Consider the following 19,596-nt stretch of genomic DNA (forward strand, 5'->3'; position numbering starts at 1 on the left):
GGTCTCGGGTTATCTGGGCACGAAGTCGTAGTTGTAGAACGGGCGTGAATGGTTGTAGCCGTACTTGCGTGCCTTGCGCAGATCGACCTGATTGAGCACGGCTCCGAATACCGGAACGTGGCTTTGCTGCAATACCGCAATGCTTCTCTGCACCTGATTGATCGGCGTGCTGTCGGCCTTGACCACATAGATCACGGCATCCGAATGCCTGGCCAGTAACAACGCATCGCTGATCATTTCTGCTGGGGGTGAATCGATAATGATGTGCCGGTAACGCGTCTTGAGCACTTCAAGCATGCGCGCCATCCGCGGTGAGCTGAGCAGGTCCTGTGGCGGCGGCTGATTCGCCGAATCGTTGGTGTCCGCAGGGGAAGGCAAGCGCGGCGCGCCGAACAGATCCAGGGCGGGAGGCGCCATACTTCCAGCTGGCAACATGTCCAGATTGCCCACCGAGACGATGCAGTCTTCCAGTCGGGCAGTGCCGGCAATCACATTGGCCAGCCCCGGACTTTCCGGTGGGAAATCGAAATTCAGCGAGAGCGTCGGCTGGCGCATGTCGGCGTCGATCAGCAGCACCCGCTCCAGCGGGGTGAGCGAGCTGGCCAGGTTGTTGGCGATGGTACTTTTGCCTTCGCTGGCAACGGTCGAGGTGACCAGCACTACTTGCGAGGGCATATCACTGCTTTGCAACATCAGCCAGGTGCGCAGGTTGCGAATGGTTTCGGAGAAACGCGGGTTGTCATTGTCTTCGAACAACCGCGCCAGTTGCCGGCGACTTTTCTTCATGACCAAAGGCACCACGCTGAGCAGCGGAATGTTAAGCGTGCTTTCGATCGACTCGTCGGTCTTGAAGGTATTGCTCAGTTTGTCCTGAAGCAACGCCAGCGCCACACCGATCATCGCCGCGAGCAAGCCGACGATCCCGACAATCAGGGTTTTGCGCGGTTTGCTCGCTTCCACCGGCACAATAGCCGGGTCGACGATGCGTACTTTGGTGGAGTCCATGTCGGCGGTGGCGGCGGTTTCCTTCAAGCGAGTGACGAAGGTTTCATACAGCGCGCGGGTGCTGTCGACTTCGCGCTGGAACTCACGCAACTGGAATTCCTTGCGGGCAATGTCCTGGATCTGCGATTTGTTACTGTTGAAAGATTGGCGCAGGGAGGCCTCACTGGCCGTGGCGAGCTGGTATTGCCGCTCGATCCCGGCGACCACCTGTTGCACCTGCAATTGCAGGCTGGTGGTGGCGGCGCGCAAATCGGACTGTGCGGCAATCAGGCTCGGGTGTTTTGGACCGTAACGTGCCGACAGCTCATCGACCTTGGCTTGCGCCTTGGCTCGGTCCGCCTGGAATTGCTGGACCAACGGGTTACTCAAGACTGCCGGCACACTGGACAGTCGGCTCAGGTCGCCATTGCTCAGGGCCTTCGCCTGGCGATATTCGCTCTCTGCTTCAGCACGGTTGCGACGGGCGTCGACCATGCGATTTCCGGTCATTTCCAGTTCGTTGGCGCTGATGGTGGCGACACCGCCAACGTCAACCAGACCTTGCTCTTCCCGATAGCCCTGTAGTTTTTTCTCAGCCGCACGCAAGTTATCGCGCAGGTTGATCAGTCGTGTGTTCATCCAGGCCGTGAGGGTCTGCGATGACTTCTCGCTGGTGTCGAGCTGACTGTCGGTAAAGCTCTGGGCCAGCGAGTTGGCGACAGCGGCCGCGAGATCCGGGTCAGGCAGTTCGACGTCGATTTGAAGCAACTGGCTTTTGCCGACGAATTTGACGTTGGTTTTTTGCATGAGGTTTTGTGTGACCTCGTTGAAAATGTCCTCCTCGGTGGGCGGATTTTTTTCCGGTATCAACTTGCTCAACCCTGGCAGCCATTGGTCAAGGTCGAGGTCCGCCAGCCACTGGCGTGGGGTGAACCAGGATTTCGGCTGCTGGCGTGGGTCTGTGATCGGGTTGGTCGTCAGGTTGAGTTTTCTCACCGCGCGTTCGGCAAGGTCCCGCGATTGCAGGAGCGCCTGTTGGGTTTGCAAGTATTCGGTGGCGGTACCGCCTGAATCCTTGACCTGCTCGAAGGACACCACCGGCGGCGTTTTATCGTTGAACAGCAAGGTGGTGCTGCCGATGTACTGCGGCGTAATAAGGGTACAGACCACAATCGTCGCCAACGCACAGCACAGCAGGATCAGCCAGCCGATGCTCCATTTGGCGCGCCAGATCACCCGCCAGACGTTAAGCAGATCAATGGTGTCCTGGTCTTCGCTGTTCTGCTGATGCAGATGCGTTTGAAGAGGACGTTCGACGTAGGTGCTGGGGCTGTTGTCCATGATCAGAAGAACCCTTGAGCAATGGAAATGGTGTCGCCGGGGGCGATCGTGGTGCTACGCGTGACTTCGTCGGTAAGCGTGGCACCGCCATCACCGCGCACGATGGTCACGCGTTTGATCGAGGCACGCTCCGTCAAGCCGCCGCCCAGGGCGATGGCTTTCTCCAGTGTCAGGCCGGGGACGAATGGGTAACTGCCAGGTTTCTGTACTTCGCCATTGATGTAGAACGAACGGTATTCAATCTGGCTCAAGCTGACTTTCGGGTCGATCAGATAACCTTGTTTAAGTCCGTCGGCGATGATCTTTTCAACTTGGCCGGGGGTCAGGCCCTTTGCGGATATCTCACCCAGGAACGGGTAGGAAAACGTGCCGGCGTCGCTGAGGCGGATTCTTTTCAGGCTCAACTCCGGTTCGCCAAACACGGTGATGCGCAAGACATCGCCGGCGGCCAGTTTGTATTGGGTCCCGGGGTCTGCTGCATACGTATTGGGTAGAACCGCCAGCGCGAACAACAAACCAAGCGTCTGTGAGTTCATGTCTAAACCCTCTTAGAGGCTTACGTTGAAGCTGATGTGCACCACATTGCGGGTGAAACTTTGATTGTCGGCATCGGAGCTGTTATCGCGGAATCGATAACCGAGTTCGATATCCAGCCAGCGGCGCATCGCGTACATCACGGCCAGGTTGTAGTCCTGCAGGTTGTCCGTGCGAGTTTGGCCTTCGTAGACATATCGACCGATCCCGGCTTCGGCCACCGTGGTGATCCGCTCGGTCCAGCCGTGGCGCCAACCGACCTGGGTAAAGGTCGACTTGACGGCCTCGGCGCCATCATCGCCCTCGGCGAGGGCCTGGCGGGCAACGAAGGTGAATGTCGAATAAGTGCGTGGCTTCCATTGCAGGTCTATTTGCCAGGTGGGGTTGTTGAGGTCGTTGGATTGGCTGCTATCGAAGTTCTTTTTTTCATAACCGACGCGGACTTTACCGGTGGTGCGAGCGGTGATGTCCCAAACGGCGCCGGCGAGGACGGCATCGGAATTGCTGCTGCGCGGACTGTTGGATTGCAGGTAATCAAAACGGGTGTGATCGTATTCCAGCAGGCTGCGGGTGTTGCTGCCGATGCGGTGATACCAGGTGGTGGTCAGGCCGGTGGTATTGCGCTCTTTGTCGTCATTGACGCCGTCGGCATTGTCGTAGCGAAGTTCATCGTAATTGGCGCCGAAATCGATCTGATTGTCAGCGCTCTTGGCTCCGTAGGTGTAGAGGCCGCCCACGAGTTTGTTGTTGAGCTTGTCGTTGACGCCTTCGACTGCCGTTGATTCCGTGGTCTGGTATTTATGGTAGTCGGCTTCAAGTTTCAGTCGGTGCCTGTCAGTGAACTCCATAATGCTTTCCCCCCGCACCCGTTGAGCCGTGTACGAAGCATCCGGTTCGTCGTGGTAAATATGCCGGGAGGGTTGCCAGATTAATCGCGTGGCGCTGTTGCGATCTTCGGCCTTGAGCTCGAAGGAGGGCAGCAACTGGGTGATCATGGAAGACTGCTTGTTGCTTTCCAGCTCCCGGAAATTATCGTCATAACTTTCTGAAAGCAGGAAGGTCGGTGTGAAGTCCAACCCGTACAGATCGATCGGCGCCGGGCGAATGCTCCAGGCCATTGAGGGATACAGCGAGGCCGTGATCAGTGCAATAAGGCAGCGTGATTTCAAGGCCATGTGATGGCTCCTGGAATAATCAATCAGTCAAATATTGAGCTGCAACGGGGTGTGCTGGCGTTCGAGGTCACTTAAGGGCACACAGATAGGCTGCTCGCGATTCAGAAATTGCAGCAGGATCATCACGCGCTCGGCCCCATGCGACGCGATGAAAACGCCCTCAAGTGTCGACAGCGGTCCGCGGATTATTTGCAGGTGGTCTCCGGGCGTCAGCGGCGGGTCATCATGGGGGATCGATGATTCGAAACAGCGCGCACGCAGGTGCTCGATGACGTTCTCGGACACCGTTGCGGGACCATGATTGAATTCGACGATACGACTGACGCCGCGAGTAGAGCGTATGGGCGCCCAATTGTCGTTGCCGCCAAGATGGATGAACAGATAACCGGGGAAAAGTGATTCGCGCACCCGCTGTTGTTTTCCGCGAATGATGCGATCACTTATAAACTGAGGATGGAACACGACAAAGTTCTGTTGAATCAGGTTGATACGGGCTCGTTCATCCTGGTGAGGTTTGCATTGCAACAGGTACCAGGCGGAACGTTCGCAACTGATCGCAGACATGCTGGTAAACTCCGTAATTATCGAAAGTTTAGGCAGGCAGTGGCTCTATTGGCGTCCCGGAAAGTGTTGAGTTGGACAGTATTATAATTTTTATGTGGTTTGCTTGGGCGTGTATCAATAGTGAGTCAGGCACTGTTGTGTCCATGCAACAATGAGGTAAATAATCGGGATATATCTGAGGTGGCATATTGGGTATGTGAGGCTGGCAATTGCCGTTGGCAAAGCTACCGCACGGTCCATACAAGGGCCTGAAGACAAGTCATTTTCAAGTTGTCCGGGGAACAGAGAGAAATGAGTAATATGCGCTCGCGCCCTGTTCTAATGGACCGGTGTAGTTATCGACCAGTCTTGGCGCCCTGTCAAACGTTCCTCGCCAAAAAACATGCCTTTTATCCAATAGTGAATTCGCCAGGGCTTAACTGATTGTTTTTAGGTATGAATTTTTTTCCGTCGGATGGTTTAAACTTTTTAAACTATTAATAGTCAGGCGTGGCTGAATGTTGCGTTGCAATCCCCCGATAATGGAGGCTTGGGGTAAAGAGCAAGTCGCTGCTATCACAGCGCTATAACTAATGAGCGGGAGTTAATAAGGAACAGGTCTATAAGCGTTACTGTAATTGAGAATCAAACTTGCCATATTGTAATATGTGGTGTGGTAGTAGCGCTGGCGTCAGGTGTTATCACCCCAATACAAAATCCACCGGCTTGAGCACGGGAGGCAGCGGGGTTTCTCCCAGTGCCGCAAGAATCTCCCGCTCGATAGTGCGCACAATGGCATCGATTGGCAGGTCATTTTCATCGCGCCCAAACGGGTCCTCCAGTTCGTCGCCAATCGCATCCAGGCCGAAAAAGGTGTAGCTGACAATCGCGGTGAAAATCGGTGTCAGCCAGCCCAGGGGCTCGGCCATCGCGAAGGGCAGCAAGAAGCAGAACAGGTAGCTGGTTCGGTGCAGCAACAAGGTGTAGGCGAAGGGCAGCGGAGTGTGTTTGATGCGTTCGCAGGTCGCCTGAGCCTGGGTCAGGTGAGTCAGATGATTGCTCATGATCGTGTAGCGCCATTCGTTGATCACGCCGGATTCGCTGAGTGTCGAACACTGCTGCCCGACCTGCTGCAATATCTGTCCACTGAAGTCTGGCGTACTGTCTTCCGGCAACGGGTCGAGCCAGCGGCCACTGGCCGCGAGCTCATTTTCCAGGCGCAGCTTCGCGTTGAGCGCGTGGGCAAACCCGCACAGATGACGAAGGAGTGTGCGACGCTCGTTTGCGTCCTGGATGATTCGGGTTTCGCGGATCATCGAGCGGATGGCGACCATCACGTCGCCCCAGGCTTTGCGGCCTTCGTACCAGCGGTCATAACAGGCGTTGTTGCGAAAACTCATGAAGATCGAGAGCGACAGACCCAGCAACGTGAACGGTGTCGCGCTGACCTTGGAGAAGTAGCTGGGGTGCAAGGTCTCGACGAGCACGATCACTGACGCGAGCAGCGTCACCATCAGGCAGCGCAGGGCAATCCGTTTGGCGATCGAACCCTTGATCGCACTCATGATGTTGAGGAAGTTCGGTTTGGGTCTGACGATCATGGTGTCCTGCCTACGGAAAATACGTGTGATCCAGATGTTTGATAGCCGGTCGGGCGCAGGCTAAGAGCAAGGGGGCGGGCCGTCCAATCACTGTTTGTGACCGAATGATCGACGGGCTCTATCACCACATCGTTTGCCATCACAGCCCTGTGCCCAGCAACGGCAGGTATTCGGGACTTTCGGAGATTGAGTTGTGGCCTACGCCATCGATGACCCGCAGCGTGGCCACGCCTTTGGCGAAGTGGGCGTAGAGCTGCTCGGTGCTGGCGCGCGGTATGACTTCGTCGTGTTCGGCCACGATCAATAGCGTCGGTATCGTGATGTGCGCCGCGTACCGCCATGATTCAAATCGTTCCTGTAGCAGCCACCTCACCGGAACCCACGGGAACTGGCGCGCGGCGAGGTCTTCCAGGCTGTTGTAGGGCGTAATCAGAATCAGGCTTGAAGCCGGGCGTTGACTGGCGAGGCGCACGGCAACGCCTGATCCGAGGCTGCGACCCACCAGGGCGATTTGCGGGTGGCTGCCGTAGACCTTGTCAAACAGGGTCATGGCATCACGCTGGATCGCCTCTTCCGACGGCGAGCCGGAGCTTGCACCGTAGCCTCGATAGTGCAGCAAGTAGATGGCATGGTCCGGGAACGCCTGCGCGAACTCGGGCAGGTTACGCGACACATCCTCGGCATTGCCGCCGAAATAGATCAACGCCTTGGGTCCGTCGTGCGACCTGACGGACACCTGCACTTGCGCATCGTCGACGGCCAGCATCAGCACCGATTCCGGCGTCTGGATGGCGCTGGGCCTTGGGTAGTAGATCAGCGCGCGCTGAAACAGGAACAGCGCCGCACACAGCGTCAAGTACAACGCTGCCAGGATGACGACGATGAGCATCAGGATTCGCGACATTCGACTAGCTTTAGTGGGCAACATTGACGGCTCTGGGCTGAGGGATGCAATCCACTGGATCGAAGCCAGAGTCTAGTTCATCGGTCGAGGGCCATTCCATGAGCCACACTGATGGGTACACGCGTCGACAACTGCTCGCGCTGGTTGCCGGTGCTTCGGCGGTTTTCACCTTCGATCCGGCCTTTGCAGCATCTGCGCCGGCGACGGAAACAGGAGGCAAGAACATGCTGACCCGGCCCATACCTTCCAGCAACGAGCCATTGCCCATCGTCGGGTTGGGGACGTATCGCGGGTTCGATGTCGAGCCTGCGAGTGCGGCCTACAAACAGCTGCCGGCCGTGCTGCGCGCGTTGTTCGAGAAGGGTGGGACGGTCATCGACAGCTCGCCCATGTACGGTCGCGCCGAGCAGACGACCGGTGAATTGCTGTCGATCCATGAACCGCGCTCGCCGGCGTTTCTGGCCACCAAGGTCTGGACCCGTGGCCGCGAAGAAGGCCTGGCGCAGATGGAGCAGTCCTTCAAGCTGCTGCAAACCGACCGCATCGACCTGATGCAGATCCACAATCTGCTGGACTGGCAAACCCATCTGCCGACCTTGCGTGAATGGAAGAAAGCAGGGCGCATCCGCTACATCGGCATCACCCATTACACCGCGTCGGCGTATGACGAGGTGGAAGCGGTGCTCAAGGCCGAGCCCCTGGATTTTTTGCAGATCAACTATGCCCTGGATGATCGCGGCGTCGAAAAGCGCATCCTGCCCCTGTGCCGCGAGCGTGGCGTGGCGGTGATCTGTAATCGGCCGTTCGGCGGCGGTGGCCTGCTCGCCCGTTTGCAGGACAAACCGTTACCGCGCTGGGCGGCGGATGTCAGGGTCAACAGTTGGCCGCAAATGGCACTCAAGTTCCTCCTGGCCCACCCGGCAGTGACCTGTGTGATTCCCGGCACCGGTAATCCGCGCTACATGGCGGACAATGCCGGTGCCGGTTTCGGGCCGATGCTGACGGGAGCGCAACGCGAGCAATTGATCGATATCGTCAAATGAGTGCGCTAGCGAAACCGCTCCGGGATGGCCTCGGCGAACGGAAACATCGAGAAGTAGGGCTTGGCTTCGTCAAGGACTCGCCGCACTGACGGCCGCGCCATCAACCGCTCGAAATAAGCGTGCAAGTGGTGGTGATCGTCGTGGAACGGCTGGAGTGTGCTGGCATAAAACAAGGCCGGCGCCGCCGCGCAATCGGCCAGGCTGAAATCCGCGCTGGCCGCCCATATCCGGGAGGCCATCTGATGTTCGAGAATACCGTATGCCGTGTCCAGCGCCGCGCGTTCCCTGGTCAGATCGCCGTGGGCCGAGCGCAGGCGATCAAGGACAATCTGATGCATCGGCCCCTGAACATGGTTATCGAAAAACCGGTCCCACAATCGAACCTCCAATGCGCTGTCCCAATCGCCGGGAATCAGCGCGTTGGCGCCCGGGAAAAGCCGGTCCAGGTATTCGATGATGATGGTGGATTCCGGCACCGTTCGCTGGCGAGCGGCGTCATGGATGACCGGAAACTTGACCAGTGGCCACAGTGCTTGAAGCTCTGCTCGCTGCGCTACGTCCCCCAGATCGATGATTCGCCTGTCGAAGTCGGTAGCGTTTTCATACAGCGCGATCAGCACCTTGTGGCAGTACGACGACAACGGATGGTAGTAAAGCGTCAATGACATCTTCAAATCCTCCCGCAGAGTTTGCCCTCAACAGCATAGTCGCCGCCGGGGTGGTTGACCGAAACGCGGTGCTAGACTTTTCAGGTGGCATGAGTCAGTTGGAGGTATGACATGACGGCTCAAACGCTGGACAAAGAGCTCATCAGCATTGTGGTGCGCAATTACGTGGAAGGGATGGTTTTCGCCGACGAAGTGCTGCTGCGGCAGGCGTTTCATCCCGACTGTCGCATCATCGGTCACTATCACAATGAACTGGAATGGTTGCCGTTGAATGACTTTATCAGCGCGATCAAGGCCGAGGGACCGGCGGCCAAGGACGTCAATCCGTTCTGGCAAACCGTTAGCGTTGATGTGACGGGCGATGCCGCTGCCGTGAAAGTCATTGATGACTATCTCGGCATGCGGTTCACGGATTATCTGTCGTTACTGAAAATCAAGCAGCGCTGGATGATCGTCAACAAGGTGTATTACCTCAACGAATAAAGCGCAGTTGCCTGGGTGTTGAACGACACCCAGGCAACCGGAGGCGATTAGCGGCGATCCAGCCACACGGTCTGCGCGTTGCAGAACTCGCGAACGCCGAAGTGCGACAACTCACGACCAAAACCGCTTTTCTTCACGCCGCCGAAGGTCACGCGTGGATCGCTGGCGCAGTAGCCATTGATGAACACGCCGCCTGTTTCCAGTTCGTTGGTCATTTGCTCGGCCAGTTCGACATTGCGCGTGTAGATCGTCGCGGCGAGACCGAACTCACTGTCGTTCGCCAGCTCCAGCGCATGGGCCGCATCGCGAGCGGTGATGATCGACGCCACCGGGCCAAACAGTTCCTGCTTGAACGAGGTCATCTGGTCGGTGACATTTGCGAGGACCGTCGGCTCGTAGAAGTTGCCCGGGCCTTCAGCCTTCTTGCCGCCCATCAACAACGTCGCGCCTTCCTCCAGGGTGTCGCGTACCTGTTGATCCAGTTCATCACGCAGATCAAAGCGTGCCATCGGACCGATGTAAGTCTCGGTCGCCAGCGGATCACCGACCACCAGTTTGCCGGTCGCTTCGACGAATTTGCGTGTGAATTCCTCGACGATGCCTTGCTCGACGATCAGGCGCTTGGCCGCCGCACAGACTTGCCCGGTGTTTTGATAGCGACCAATCACGGCGGCTTTGACCGCTTCGTCGAGGTCGGCATCGTTGAGCACGATGAACGGGTCGGAGCCACCCAGTTCCAGGACGCATTTTTTCAATGCCGCACCGGCCTGAGCGCCGATGGCCATGCCGGCGCGCACGCTGCCGGTGAGGGTGACCGCTGCGATGCGCGAGTCTTTGATCGCTGTGGAAACACCTTCTGGCGTGACGTTGATGACTTCGAAGACACCTTCAGGGAAGTCGGCTTGCTTGAAGGCGTCGAGCAGCAAATAGGCGCTGCCCATCACGTTCGGTGCATGCTTGAGCACGTAGGTGTTGCCGGCGATCAAGGCTGGAACGGCGCCGCGCAGGACCTGCCAGATCGGGAAGTTCCACGGCATCACCGCGAGAATCGGGCCGAGCGGGCGGTATTCAATGCGCGCTTTGCCACCTTCAACCAGTGTCGATTCAGCGTTGAGCATCGCCGGGCCATGTTCGGCGTACCACTCGCACAGTTGCGCGCATTTCTCGATTTCGCCACGGGCCTGGGTGATCGGCTTGCCCATTTCCAGGGTGATCATGTTGGCCATGGCTGCCGAGTTGTCGCGCAAGGCCTTGGCCAGAACGATCAACAGCTGCGCGCGTTGCGCCACCGGCTTGCTGCGCCAGGCACGGAACCCGGTCGCGGCACGCGCCAGTGCGGCTTGCAGCGCCGACTCGGATTCAAACGCGTAGTGACCAATCTGCTCGCCATTGGCGGGGTTGATCGAAATGGCATGGGTAAGGCTGGAAACGTTGGTCATGGCACCGTCCTGCGAGGTGGGGATGTGCTCAGATTACGGCGGTGTTAATTTTCTGGAAACTGAATAATACTGAGCATATCGTTCACGTTTGGAGAATGACTTGGATCTGGTTCAGCTCGAGATCTTCAAAGCTGTCGCCGAGCACGGCAGCATCAGCGTGGCCGCCCAACATATCCATCGGGTGCCATCGAACCTGACGACGCGCATTAAACAGCTTGAGCTGGATTTGGGCGTGGACTTGTTTATCCGCGAGAAAAGCCGCCTGCGCCTTTCACCGGCCGGCTGGAGTTTTCTCGACTATGCCCGGCGCATTCTTGACCTGGTGCAGGAAGCCCGGGCGACGGTCGCCGGTGAAGAACCGCAAGGGTCATTTCCGCTAGGGTCGCTGGAAAGCACGGCGGCGGTGCGCATTCCGGAACTGTTGGCCGCCTATAACCAGAAGCACGCCAAGGTCGAACTGGACCTGTCTACCGGGCCTTCCGGGACCATGATCGATGGCGTGTTATCGGGGCGATTGGCTGCTGCGTTTGTCGACGGCCCGGTATTGCACCCGGCGCTGGAGGGCGTGCCGGCTTTCGAGGAAGAGATGGTGCTGATCGCGCCGCTGCACCATTCCCCCATCCAGCGTGCGCAGGATGTGAACGGCGAAAACATCTACGCCTTCCGTTCCAATTGCTCCTACCGCCACCACTTCGAAAGCTGGTTCGCCAACGACGCGGCGGTGCCCGGCAAGATATTCGAGATGGAGTCCTATCACGGCATGCTGGCCTGCGTCAGCGCCGGTGCCGGCCTGGCGCTGATGCCGCGCAGCATGCTCGAAAGCATGCCGGGCTGCAGCACCGTGAGCATCTGGCCGTTGTCGCAATCGTTCCGTTATTTGCGCACCTGGCTGGTGTGGCGCAGAGGCACGGTGTCGCAGAGCCTGACGATGTTTGTGCGTTTGCTGGAAGAGCGCGGTGTGGTTCAGCAAGCAGCCGCAATTCCTGAATAAACGCAAAACCCCTGTGGGAGTGAGCCTGCTCGCGATAGCGGTTTATCAGTCAAAAAGTTGATAACTGTCACACCGCCATCGCGAGCAGGCTCGCTCCCACAGGGGTAGTCATTCCTCTTTTAATCGATGGGCTGTTCAGCCTGGCCGGCGAACCATTGCATCACCTGCGCGCACCCTGGATGCGACGCCGCCGAAGGTTGCAGGCACAGCGAATAAACCCCTCTAGTCTTCAGCGGCAACCCGAACGGGACAACGAGCACCCCACGATCAATCGATTCTTCCGCCAGGGTCAGGTCCGTCACGGCCACCCCCAGTCCGCGCGCGGCGGCATCCAGCGCCAGTTCATCGAGATTGAAGGGGATGTGTCGATAGGCTTCCAGCGGTTTGCCGTCATTGGCTGCCAACCATTCGATCCAGGCTTGCTGGTCTGCCGAACGGTGGAGCAGCGGGAAGTCGACAAGGTCCTCCATCGACGCCAAAGGTCGAATGGCGCTGCCAAGGCCAGGCGCGCAAACCGGAACCAGCGCTTCCTCGAAAAGGGTCAGGCAAGCCGGATCGCTGGACGGTTCGGGTAAATAGCGGATGTAGGCATCGCTGTCGCTGGCCGGTTCGACGATCTCCGTCGCGACGGTTTCGATCGACAGGGAAATGTCCGGGTAACACCGATAGAAGTCGCTCAACTTAGGCAACAACCAGCGCACCGCCAATGACACATGCATGCGAATGCGGAACGGGCGTTTTTGCGGCGAGAGCCGATCCTCAAGGTTTTTCAGTTGCTCAAGGATCGTGCGCGCGCTGGCCAGAACCTGTTCGCCTTCCGAGGTCAGCCGAATGCTGCGGCTGCTTCTGATAAACATCGGCACACCAAAGTGACTTTCCAATTGTTGTATCTGCCGGCTGACCGCACTTTGGGTCAGGCAGAGTTTGTGCGCGGCCTGAGTGAAGCTGCCCGACTCAGCGACTTCCACCAGTGCCTGCATGGCTTGGAGGGATGGGACGTGGCGAATCTTATCCATGCGTTTTATGAATAGCTCAATGAGTTTATAACGTTGGTTGTATCACCGAAGACCTAATAGATTCTAGCGCTAGCAGCCGCCGTCACACATCGTCCATGCGACGATTGCATGAGCCGGCTCGCAGAACGACAATCTGGGCAGGTGACGCATGAAGAATGAATGTGGCTGGATCGCGCAAGCAGGGAGTGCTGCGGCGCGTGATCGTCTCAAAGGGCCGCAAGACGCCGATTGGCTGGTCATCGGTGCCGGCATCACCGGTTTGAGCGCCGCCCATGCACTGGCGCAATTGCACCCCGGGGCACGCATCGTGGTGGTCGACCGGCAACGGGCGGCGCAGGGCGCTTCGGCGCGCAATTCCGGTTTTGTGGTGGCCCACGAACACCCGACCCGTGACGAATTGATGGGCAATCCCGGGTTCGCCGGCTTCGAAGTCGATACTTCAATTTCACGTGCGGCCAGCACGGAAGTCCGCACGATGATTGCCCGGCACGGCATCGAGTGTGATTTCAGGGACGCCGGCTATTTCTTCGCGGTCAGCGATCCCGCCAAGCTGACTCACATCGACGCCAAACTCCAGACACTGCGCACGCTGGGCGCCTCCGCCGAGTTTCTGGAAGGTGATCAACTGAATCAAAAGCTCGGCACCCGGCATTACCGCGCGGCGATCTGGTGTGGCAAAGGCAATGCGCTGCTGCAGCCGGCGAAGTACGTGAAAGGCTTGCTGGAGGCGCTGCCAGACACCGTGACCGTCTACGAAAACACCGACATTACCGGGCTTGAACGGCTGGGGAAAGGACGCCTGCGTGCCAACGGTATCGAGGGCAGCATCGAGGCAAAACAGGTGCTGGTCTGCCTGAATGCCTTTGTGCCACGCGCAGGCCTTCATGACAGCGGCACGTTCCCGATGGAGCTCAGTGCCAGCCTCACGCGGCCGTTGAGTGATGAGGAATTTCGCCACATCGGTAGCGTGGAGCCTTGGGGCGTGCTGTCCACCCGTCCACTGGGTGCGACGGTCCGGCTGACACCCGACCGTCGAGTGATGATCCGCAACACGGCGGAATACCGCTCGCGGGATTTGTCCGGCAATGAACTGCGGGTTCGTCGACAGCACCATGCGGTGGGTTTGCAACGGCGTTTTCCGTGGCTGACCGAGCAGGACATCCAGCACACCTGGACCGGACACCTGAGCGCCTCGCGCTCCGGGCAGCCGTTTTTTTCCAGAGTGGAAGAGGGCGTGTTTGCCGTGGCCGGGTGCAACGGTTCAGGCGTGGCGCGCGGCACCCTTTGGGGACGACTGCTCGCCGAACTAGCCTCGGATATTGGCTCGCCGATGCTCGATGCGGTGATGCGCAGGGCCCAACCCGGCTGGCTACCGCCGCGCCCCTTGCTCGACATCGGCGCGCTGCTGCGGATGCGCGTCGAAGCCGTTCGGGCCCGCACAGAAATCTAGATTTCCGGTTATCACAAAAGAACAAAAAGGTGATTCAACATGCAGCTCAACACTGTTTCCCTGACGCTCGCGCTCGCGGCATTTTCGGCAACCACCTACGCGGCTGAAGCGGTCAACATTTCCAACTGGAACGGCTACATCGCCGACGACACCCTGACCCGTTTCACCCAGGAAACCGGAATCAAGGCGACGTACGACATTCACGACAGCAACGAAGTCCTGGAATCAAAACTGATGACCGGCAATACCGGTTATGACGTGGTCAGCCCTTCGAACCATTTTCTGTCGCGCTTGATCAAGGCTGGCGCCATCCAGAAGCTGGATAAAAGCCAGCTGCCCAACTGGAAAAACCTCGATCCGGCGCTAATGAAAAAACTTGAGGTCAACGACCCGGGCAACCAGTACGGCTATCCGTACATGTGGGGCACCGCCGGTATTGGCTACAACGTCGAGAAGATCAAGGCGATCTTCGGCACCACCGATGTCACCCATTCCTGGAAGCTGATTTTTGATGAGAGCAACATCAAGAAGTTGAGTGAGTGCGGCGTGGCGATTATCGATAATCCGACGCAGATTCTGCCGATCACCCTCAATTACCTGGGACTGCCGCCCCATAGCCACGAGCCGGCGGATTACCAGAAAGCCGAGCAGGCATTACTCAAGATCCGGCCTTACATCCAGTATTTCCATGCGTCCAAATACGTCAGCGACCTGGCCAACGGCAATGTTTGCGTGGTGATCGGTTTCAACGGTGATGTGGTGCAAGCGGCGGACAGCGCCAAGGAAGCGGGGAACGGCATCGACATTGCCTATTCGATTCCGGACGAAGGTTCGACCCTGTGGCTCGACATGGTAGTCATGCCTAAAAGCGCACCGCACGAGAAGAATGGCTACGCGTACATGAATTACCTGTTGAAGCCTGACGTCATTGCCAACATCAGCAACAGCATCCATTACGCCAACCCGAACCTGGCGGCGGATGCCTTGGTCAATCCGGCGGTGAAGCAGGACCTGGCGATCTACCCGCCCAAATCGGTGATGGACAAACTGTTCACCGTTGAGGATCTGCCCGCCGCGATTGCACGGCTGAGCACACGTCTGTGGACCAAGTTGAAGACCAATACCTGATGGCATTTGAATAGTCCCCGGGGGCCAACGCCGGCCCCGGGGATTTTTTGCGTCAAGCGCGTTTCGGCAGTTTCCAGTTTGGCCGGATGAAGTGGCAGGTGTAGCCGCTGGGCAATCTTTCCAGGTAGTCCTGATGCTCCGGTTCTGCTTCCCAGAACGGGCCGGCGGGCACGATTTCAGTCACGACCTTGCCGGGCCACAGACCGGAGGCATCGACATCGGCCGCCGTGTCTTCGGCTATCGCTCGCTGGTCTTCATTCAAATAGAAAATCGCCGAGCGGTAGCTGAGGCCGATGTCGTTACCCTGACGATTGGCGGTCGACGGATCATGAATCTGGAAGAAAAACTCGAGGATCTGCCGATAGCTGGTGATGTTCGGGTCGAACACAATCTCGATCGCTTCGGCGTGAGTGCCATGGTTGCGGTAAGTGGCGTTGGGCACATCGCCGCCGGAGTAACCCACTCGCGTCGACAGCACGCCGGGTTGTTTCCTCAGCAAATCCTGCATGCCCCAGAAGCAGCCACCGGCCAGAAGTGCAGTTTCAGTGTGCGTGGTCATTGCTTACTCCTCAGTGTTCATTGATTTGATCAGGTTGTTGCGCAGCGTCACGATCGACTTCTGCAATTGCGTGAACTCCTCTTGCGTCAGGCCCGTCGCACCGGACAGCCCGGTCTCCGGCTGGTCTTCGCGCAACGCCTTGCCTTGTTTGGTCAGGTTGATTCGCACCTGACGCTCGTCTTCAGGATCGCGCTGGCGTTGCAGGAAACCCATTGCTTCGAGTTTTTTCAGGATCGGCGTGAGCGTGTTCGATTCAAGAAACAGCTTTTCGCCGAGGCTGCCGACGGTCTGGTTGTCCTGCTCCCAAAGCGCCACGATGGTGATGTATTGCGTGTAAGTCAGGCCCAGCCGTTCGAGGATCGGCTTGTACGCCTTGCCGAACGCGAGGTTGGTTGAATAGACCGCAAAACACAGAAAATCGGAGAGTTTCAAGTCGGCGGGTACGGCGTCTTGTGTGGACTTCATGGGGGCCTCGTTCGTCGAAGACGGCTGTCACGCAATCCTGAAATATACCTCGTGTGCGATGGTGTCGTAAGTGCTCTAAGTCGCTGTTTGATCAACGGCCAGTGACGGGTTCGACACAAAATGTCGAACCCGCCGTGCGCTGCATCAAGTCGTGAGTACCTTCAAGTCCACGTCGATGTTGCCTCGCGTTGCTTTCGAGTACGGGCAGATCTGGTCGGCAGTGTGCGCCAGCGTCTTTGCGATATCGTCCGACAGGCCGGGTACGCGCAGGGTCAAGCGAGCTTGAAGGAAGTAGTCCTGACCCGTTTGGCCCACGTCGACTTCGATGTCGACGGACATATCGGACGGCAGCACCACATTCAGATCATTGGCCACCAACCCGACGGCGGCGGTGTAGCAGGCTGACCAGGCGCCAGCGAACAGTTGCTCGGCAGCCGGGTGAGGCTGGGTGGCGGCGAACACGTGCACAGGCGTTGTGTTGCCGGGTGACGAGAGCGCGATGTCGAGGCTGCCATTGTGGCCGCGCGAGGTGTTGCCGGTGCTGCTGGCGGTGGTGTGGGTTTTGCCGGTGGCCAGGACTTTTTCGATCTTGCTCATGAGGATTACCTGAATGCGTTAATAAGGTTTACGTATCGCATGCGCGTGCATCGCATGCGATATATGTGTCGCTTCTAGAAATTCAAAGGCTGCTTCAAGCCGTGAGGACGTTCAGCGCCACATTGATGTTTCCGCGGGTCGCCTTGGAGTACGGGCAAATCTGGTCGGCCGCATGGGCGATTTCTGTTGCTACAGCGTGATCCAGTCCAGGAGCGCGCAGTGTCAGGCGTGCTTGCAGGAAGTAAGCGTCACCGGTCTGGCCCAGGTCGACTTCGATGTCGACGGACAGGTCGGAGGGAAGCTCGACGTTGCGCTGCTTGGCGGCGAGGCCGACGGCGGCGATGTAGCAGGCCGACCAGGCGCCGGCAAACAGTTGCTCTGCTTTCGGGTGCGGCTGGGTGCCTTTGAATTCATGGACTGGCTTATCGCTGCCCGGCGATGACAGCACGATGTCGAGGCTGCCGTTATGGCCACGCGACGTGACGCCGGCGCTGCTCAGGGTGGTGTGGGTTTTGCCGGAGGCCAGGACTTTTTCGATCTTGCTCATGGGGTGAATCCTCAACGTTAATGTTCAATCAAATTTGTATGTCGTATGCGTTTAGATCGCATCCGATTGAAATAATATTCACGCAGGCGCCAAGTGAAGTCAAGAGGGCATGGGTGTACTTGGCGACGAGTGGTCGAATGGCTTTGAAGAGGGCCGGATACCGATTTTTGCGTCGGCGCAAAACGAAAAGCCCGCACGAGGCGGGCTTTGGAATCGAGTAGGTGGCCAGCGCTGGTCTCTGGCTTACGAGGTTTCTCAGGCTTCTGACAGAACAGTCTTGTGCTGTCTTGCTTCACACGGCGTAAGGGCTGGATCTCACCTTGGAGATCTTTCTAACCGTGTACCCTTAGGAGCGCGCCCCACGCTTCCTCGCTATCCTCTTGCGCATCAGTCTGCGTCTTCACCTACAAAATTCAGATTAGCAAAGCGTGCGAAACGCGCCTCTGGATTTTTAGACCGATTTCATCCTTGAGGTACGCCCGCAGGATGGAAAAATGCTATCGATAACAACGGCGTGCAACCTGCGAGCTACACAGGCTGCATGCGACGTCCTCACTTTTCACCTTCGTTACGCCTGCCAGTTTTTCCGGTGAGCAGGTGCGCCCATGGGTGAACTGGTTGCAGCGCCATCGACGACAATTTCTGCGCCGACTACGTTTGAAGAATCGCTGGAGGCGAGGAACAGCGCGACCGAGGCGACTTCATCGGCTTCACCGATGCGACCCAGCGGAATGGTGGTGATCAGCTTTTCCTCCAGCGCATCCATGCCAACCTTGACGGCGTGAGGGTTCCATACCGGTGTGCGCGTTGCGCCGGGCGTAATCTGATTGACGCGAATACCCCGTGGAGCAAATTCGGCGGCCATCACGCGTGTCATGGCGCGAACCGCAGCTTTGCTGGCCGCGTAGGCGCTGTAGCCCGGCCATCCGAGGATGGCATGCACCGACCCGTTCAAGATGATCGATGCACCCGGATTGAGATGCGGCTCGGTCGCTTGCACGGTGAAAAACGTGCCGGTGAGGTTGGTCTGGATAATGTTCTGAAAGGTCTCCAGCGAGGTTCCGCCGACCGGGGTTTGCCCAGCAATGCCGGCATTGGCGAAAACAATATCCAGCTTGCCGAAGGTGGCAACAGCTTCGGTGACGGCGCGCTCGATCTCGCTCACATCCGTCAGGTCGGCCTTGATTGCCAGCAGGTTTGGTCCAAGTGCTTCCCTGGCTTCATCCAGGGTTTTTTGACTGCGACCGGTAATCGCCACTTTTGCGCCTTCGGCGATGAACAGTTTGGCGGTGGCCAGGCCCAGGCCGCTGTTGCCGCCGGTGATGAATGCAGTTTTTCCAGCCAGTTTCATGGGGACTCTCCTACGGTTTTATCATGCAACCATTGATGACGAAGTGACTGTGCGTCTGGCACAGCTGCGAGCTACCTGAGAACAGGTTAATGGTTTCATGATGAAACCAAGTGGTGTTATTTCTACCAGCGCTGGTTGTATTATGCAACCACCTGCCGGACCGACGGATGCGCGTAAGTGCCGGCAACCTTTTCGGGTGGAGGTTTATTGACGTGAAACGCAAAAGTTTGCAGGGCAGTCCCTGTCCCGTCGCTCGGTCCCTGGATCTCATTGGCGATTGGTGGTCGTTGCTGATCATCCGTGATGCGCTCTCGGGGACGAAGCGCTTCAGTGATTTTCAGAAAAACCTGGATGTCGCGAAAAACATTTTGAGCACCCGCCTCAAAAGCCTGGTGGCAGAGGGCGTGATGCGCATGGAACCGGCGGCTGACGGCAGTATTTACAAGGAGTATGTGCTGACCGAAAAGGGCAGGGCGTTGCAGACTGTGCTGATTGCGCTGTCGCAATGGGGCAACGAATTTTTGTACGAACCCGGCGAACCGGGGTCGGTCATGGTCGATGCAAAAGACCGCAAGCCCATCCAGAAACTGCAGTTGGTTTCGACGGACGGGCGTCAGCTCCAGTCAGAAGACATCGTGACCAAATTGGGCGTACCGCACTGACATGCGCACCCAGGTTTGTATCTGAACGTATCCCCGGCGCCGGCAGCCAACCTGGCATACAAATTCAGGCTTGTTTGACACTTGCGCGATACACCGCGACCTCGTAATGCAGCTC

Annotated in this window: 20 protein-coding genes; 6 read left to right on the forward strand and 14 right to left on the reverse strand. The window is 58.0% G+C overall.

All coding sequences use genetic code 11. The features are described from left to right. Positions 1 to 9: 9 nt before the first annotated feature. The 6 genes from QRN31_RS07285 to QRN31_RS07310 all read right to left on the reverse strand — a co-directional run bounded on the left by QRN31_RS07285 (position 10) and on the right by QRN31_RS07310 (position 7,106). Positions 10 to 2,325 (reverse strand): GumC family protein, encoded by a 2,316-nt coding sequence (locus tag QRN31_RS07285; RefSeq protein ID WP_285431083.1) that lies wholly within the window; start codon positions 2,323 to 2,325, stop codon positions 10 to 12. Positions 2,326 to 2,327: 2 nt separating this feature from the next. Beyond that, the gene (locus tag QRN31_RS07290) at positions 2,328 to 2,861 is read right to left on the reverse strand and encodes a polysaccharide biosynthesis/export family protein (protein WP_285431084.1); all 534 of its coding nucleotides are present in this window, start codon (positions 2,859 to 2,861) and stop codon (positions 2,328 to 2,330) included. 12 nt (positions 2,862 to 2,873) lie between these two features. Then, on the reverse strand, positions 2,874 to 4,034 hold the full coding sequence (locus QRN31_RS07295; protein ID WP_285431085.1) for an outer membrane beta-barrel protein: 1,161 nt from the start codon (positions 4,032 to 4,034) through the stop codon (positions 2,874 to 2,876). Positions 4,035 to 4,061: 27 nt separating this feature from the next. Beyond that, complete coding sequence (gene rfaH, locus QRN31_RS07300; RefSeq protein ID WP_285431087.1) at positions 4,062 to 4,598, reverse strand: transcription/translation regulatory transformer protein RfaH; 537 nt, start codon at positions 4,596 to 4,598, stop codon at positions 4,062 to 4,064. 680 nt (positions 4,599 to 5,278) lie between these two features. Continuing rightward, on the reverse strand, positions 5,279 to 6,178 hold the full coding sequence (locus tag QRN31_RS07305) for a bestrophin family protein (protein ID WP_285431089.1): 900 nt from the start codon (positions 6,176 to 6,178) through the stop codon (positions 5,279 to 5,281). A gap of 139 nt (positions 6,179 to 6,317) precedes the next feature. Next, entirely contained in the window at positions 6,318 to 7,106 is a 789-nt protein-coding gene (locus QRN31_RS07310) for an alpha/beta hydrolase (protein WP_285431091.1), read from the reverse strand. A gap of 74 nt (positions 7,107 to 7,180) precedes the next feature. On the opposite strand from QRN31_RS07310, the gene QRN31_RS07315 reads away from it, so the two are divergent. Continuing rightward, on the forward strand, positions 7,181 to 8,125 hold the full coding sequence (locus QRN31_RS07315; RefSeq protein ID WP_285431093.1) for an aldo/keto reductase: 945 nt from the start codon (positions 7,181 to 7,183) through the stop codon (positions 8,123 to 8,125). Positions 8,126 to 8,130: 5 nt separating this feature from the next. Here the strand turns inward: QRN31_RS07315 and QRN31_RS07320 are convergent, their stop codons facing one another. Further along, positions 8,131 to 8,793, reverse strand: a complete 663-nt coding sequence (locus QRN31_RS07320; protein ID WP_285431095.1) for a glutathione S-transferase family protein — start codon at positions 8,791 to 8,793, stop codon at positions 8,131 to 8,133. A gap of 111 nt (positions 8,794 to 8,904) precedes the next feature. Between QRN31_RS07320 and QRN31_RS07325 the strand changes: the two genes are divergently transcribed. Then, the gene (locus tag QRN31_RS07325; protein WP_285431097.1) at positions 8,905 to 9,276 is read left to right on the forward strand and encodes a nuclear transport factor 2 family protein; all 372 of its coding nucleotides are present in this window, start codon (positions 8,905 to 8,907) and stop codon (positions 9,274 to 9,276) included. 47 nt (positions 9,277 to 9,323) lie between these two features. On the opposite strand, the gene QRN31_RS07330 is transcribed toward QRN31_RS07325, so the two are convergent. After that, positions 9,324 to 10,715 (reverse strand): aldehyde dehydrogenase family protein, encoded by a 1,392-nt coding sequence (locus tag QRN31_RS07330; RefSeq protein ID WP_285431099.1) that lies wholly within the window; start codon positions 10,713 to 10,715, stop codon positions 9,324 to 9,326. 100 nt (positions 10,716 to 10,815) lie between these two features. Here QRN31_RS07330 and ptrR point away from each other — a divergent pair, with 100 nt between their 5' ends. After that, positions 10,816 to 11,706 carry a putrescine utilization regulator PtrR gene (ptrR, locus tag QRN31_RS07335; protein ID WP_285431101.1) on the forward strand — a complete coding sequence of 297 codons (891 nt, stop codon included), beginning with the start codon at positions 10,816 to 10,818 and terminating at the stop codon, positions 11,704 to 11,706. Positions 11,707 to 11,825: 119 nt separating this feature from the next. Here the strand turns inward: ptrR and QRN31_RS07340 are convergent, their stop codons facing one another. Beyond that, a complete protein-coding gene (locus tag QRN31_RS07340) occupies positions 11,826 to 12,722 on the reverse strand; it encodes a LysR family transcriptional regulator (protein WP_285431102.1) in 897 nt (298 codons plus the stop codon). A gap of 148 nt (positions 12,723 to 12,870) precedes the next feature. On the opposite strand from QRN31_RS07340, the gene QRN31_RS07345 reads away from it, so the two are divergent. Together QRN31_RS07345 and QRN31_RS07350 are read left to right on the forward strand one after the other, a co-directional pair. Then, positions 12,871 to 14,172 (forward strand): NAD(P)/FAD-dependent oxidoreductase, encoded by a 1,302-nt coding sequence (locus QRN31_RS07345; protein ID WP_285431103.1) that lies wholly within the window; start codon positions 12,871 to 12,873, stop codon positions 14,170 to 14,172. A 39-nt stretch (positions 14,173 to 14,211) separates the two neighbouring features. Next, positions 14,212 to 15,300, forward strand: coding sequence for a polyamine ABC transporter substrate-binding protein (locus tag QRN31_RS07350; RefSeq protein ID WP_285431105.1), 1,089 nt, complete (start codon positions 14,212 to 14,214; stop codon positions 15,298 to 15,300). A 52-nt stretch (positions 15,301 to 15,352) separates the two neighbouring features. On the opposite strand, the gene msrA is transcribed toward QRN31_RS07350, so the two are convergent. From msrA to QRN31_RS07375, 5 genes are all read right to left on the reverse strand, one after another. Continuing rightward, on the reverse strand, positions 15,353 to 15,859 hold the full coding sequence (msrA, locus tag QRN31_RS07355) for a peptide-methionine (S)-S-oxide reductase MsrA (protein ID WP_285431107.1): 507 nt from the start codon (positions 15,857 to 15,859) through the stop codon (positions 15,353 to 15,355). Positions 15,860 to 15,862: 3 nt separating this feature from the next. Continuing rightward, positions 15,863 to 16,324, reverse strand: coding sequence for a MarR family winged helix-turn-helix transcriptional regulator (locus tag QRN31_RS07360; protein WP_222587218.1), 462 nt, complete (start codon positions 16,322 to 16,324; stop codon positions 15,863 to 15,865). 144 nt (positions 16,325 to 16,468) lie between these two features. After that, on the reverse strand, positions 16,469 to 16,921 hold the full coding sequence (locus QRN31_RS07365) for an Ohr family peroxiredoxin (RefSeq protein WP_285431108.1): 453 nt from the start codon (positions 16,919 to 16,921) through the stop codon (positions 16,469 to 16,471). Positions 16,922 to 17,015: 94 nt separating this feature from the next. Next, the gene (locus QRN31_RS07370; protein WP_285431109.1) at positions 17,016 to 17,468 is read right to left on the reverse strand and encodes an Ohr family peroxiredoxin; all 453 of its coding nucleotides are present in this window, start codon (positions 17,466 to 17,468) and stop codon (positions 17,016 to 17,018) included. A gap of 568 nt (positions 17,469 to 18,036) precedes the next feature. Continuing rightward, complete coding sequence (locus tag QRN31_RS07375; protein WP_285431111.1) at positions 18,037 to 18,819, reverse strand: SDR family NAD(P)-dependent oxidoreductase; 783 nt, start codon at positions 18,817 to 18,819, stop codon at positions 18,037 to 18,039. 212 nt (positions 18,820 to 19,031) lie between these two features. On the opposite strand from QRN31_RS07375, the gene QRN31_RS07380 reads away from it, so the two are divergent. Next, complete coding sequence (locus tag QRN31_RS07380) at positions 19,032 to 19,481, forward strand: winged helix-turn-helix transcriptional regulator (protein WP_285431323.1); 450 nt, start codon at positions 19,032 to 19,034, stop codon at positions 19,479 to 19,481. Positions 19,482 to 19,596 lie beyond the last annotated feature (115 nt).

Source organism: Pseudomonas sp. fls2-241-R2A-110 (genome assembly GCF_030209165.1).
In the GTDB taxonomy this organism is placed as follows: Bacteria; Pseudomonadota; Gammaproteobacteria; order Pseudomonadales; family Pseudomonadaceae; genus Aquipseudomonas.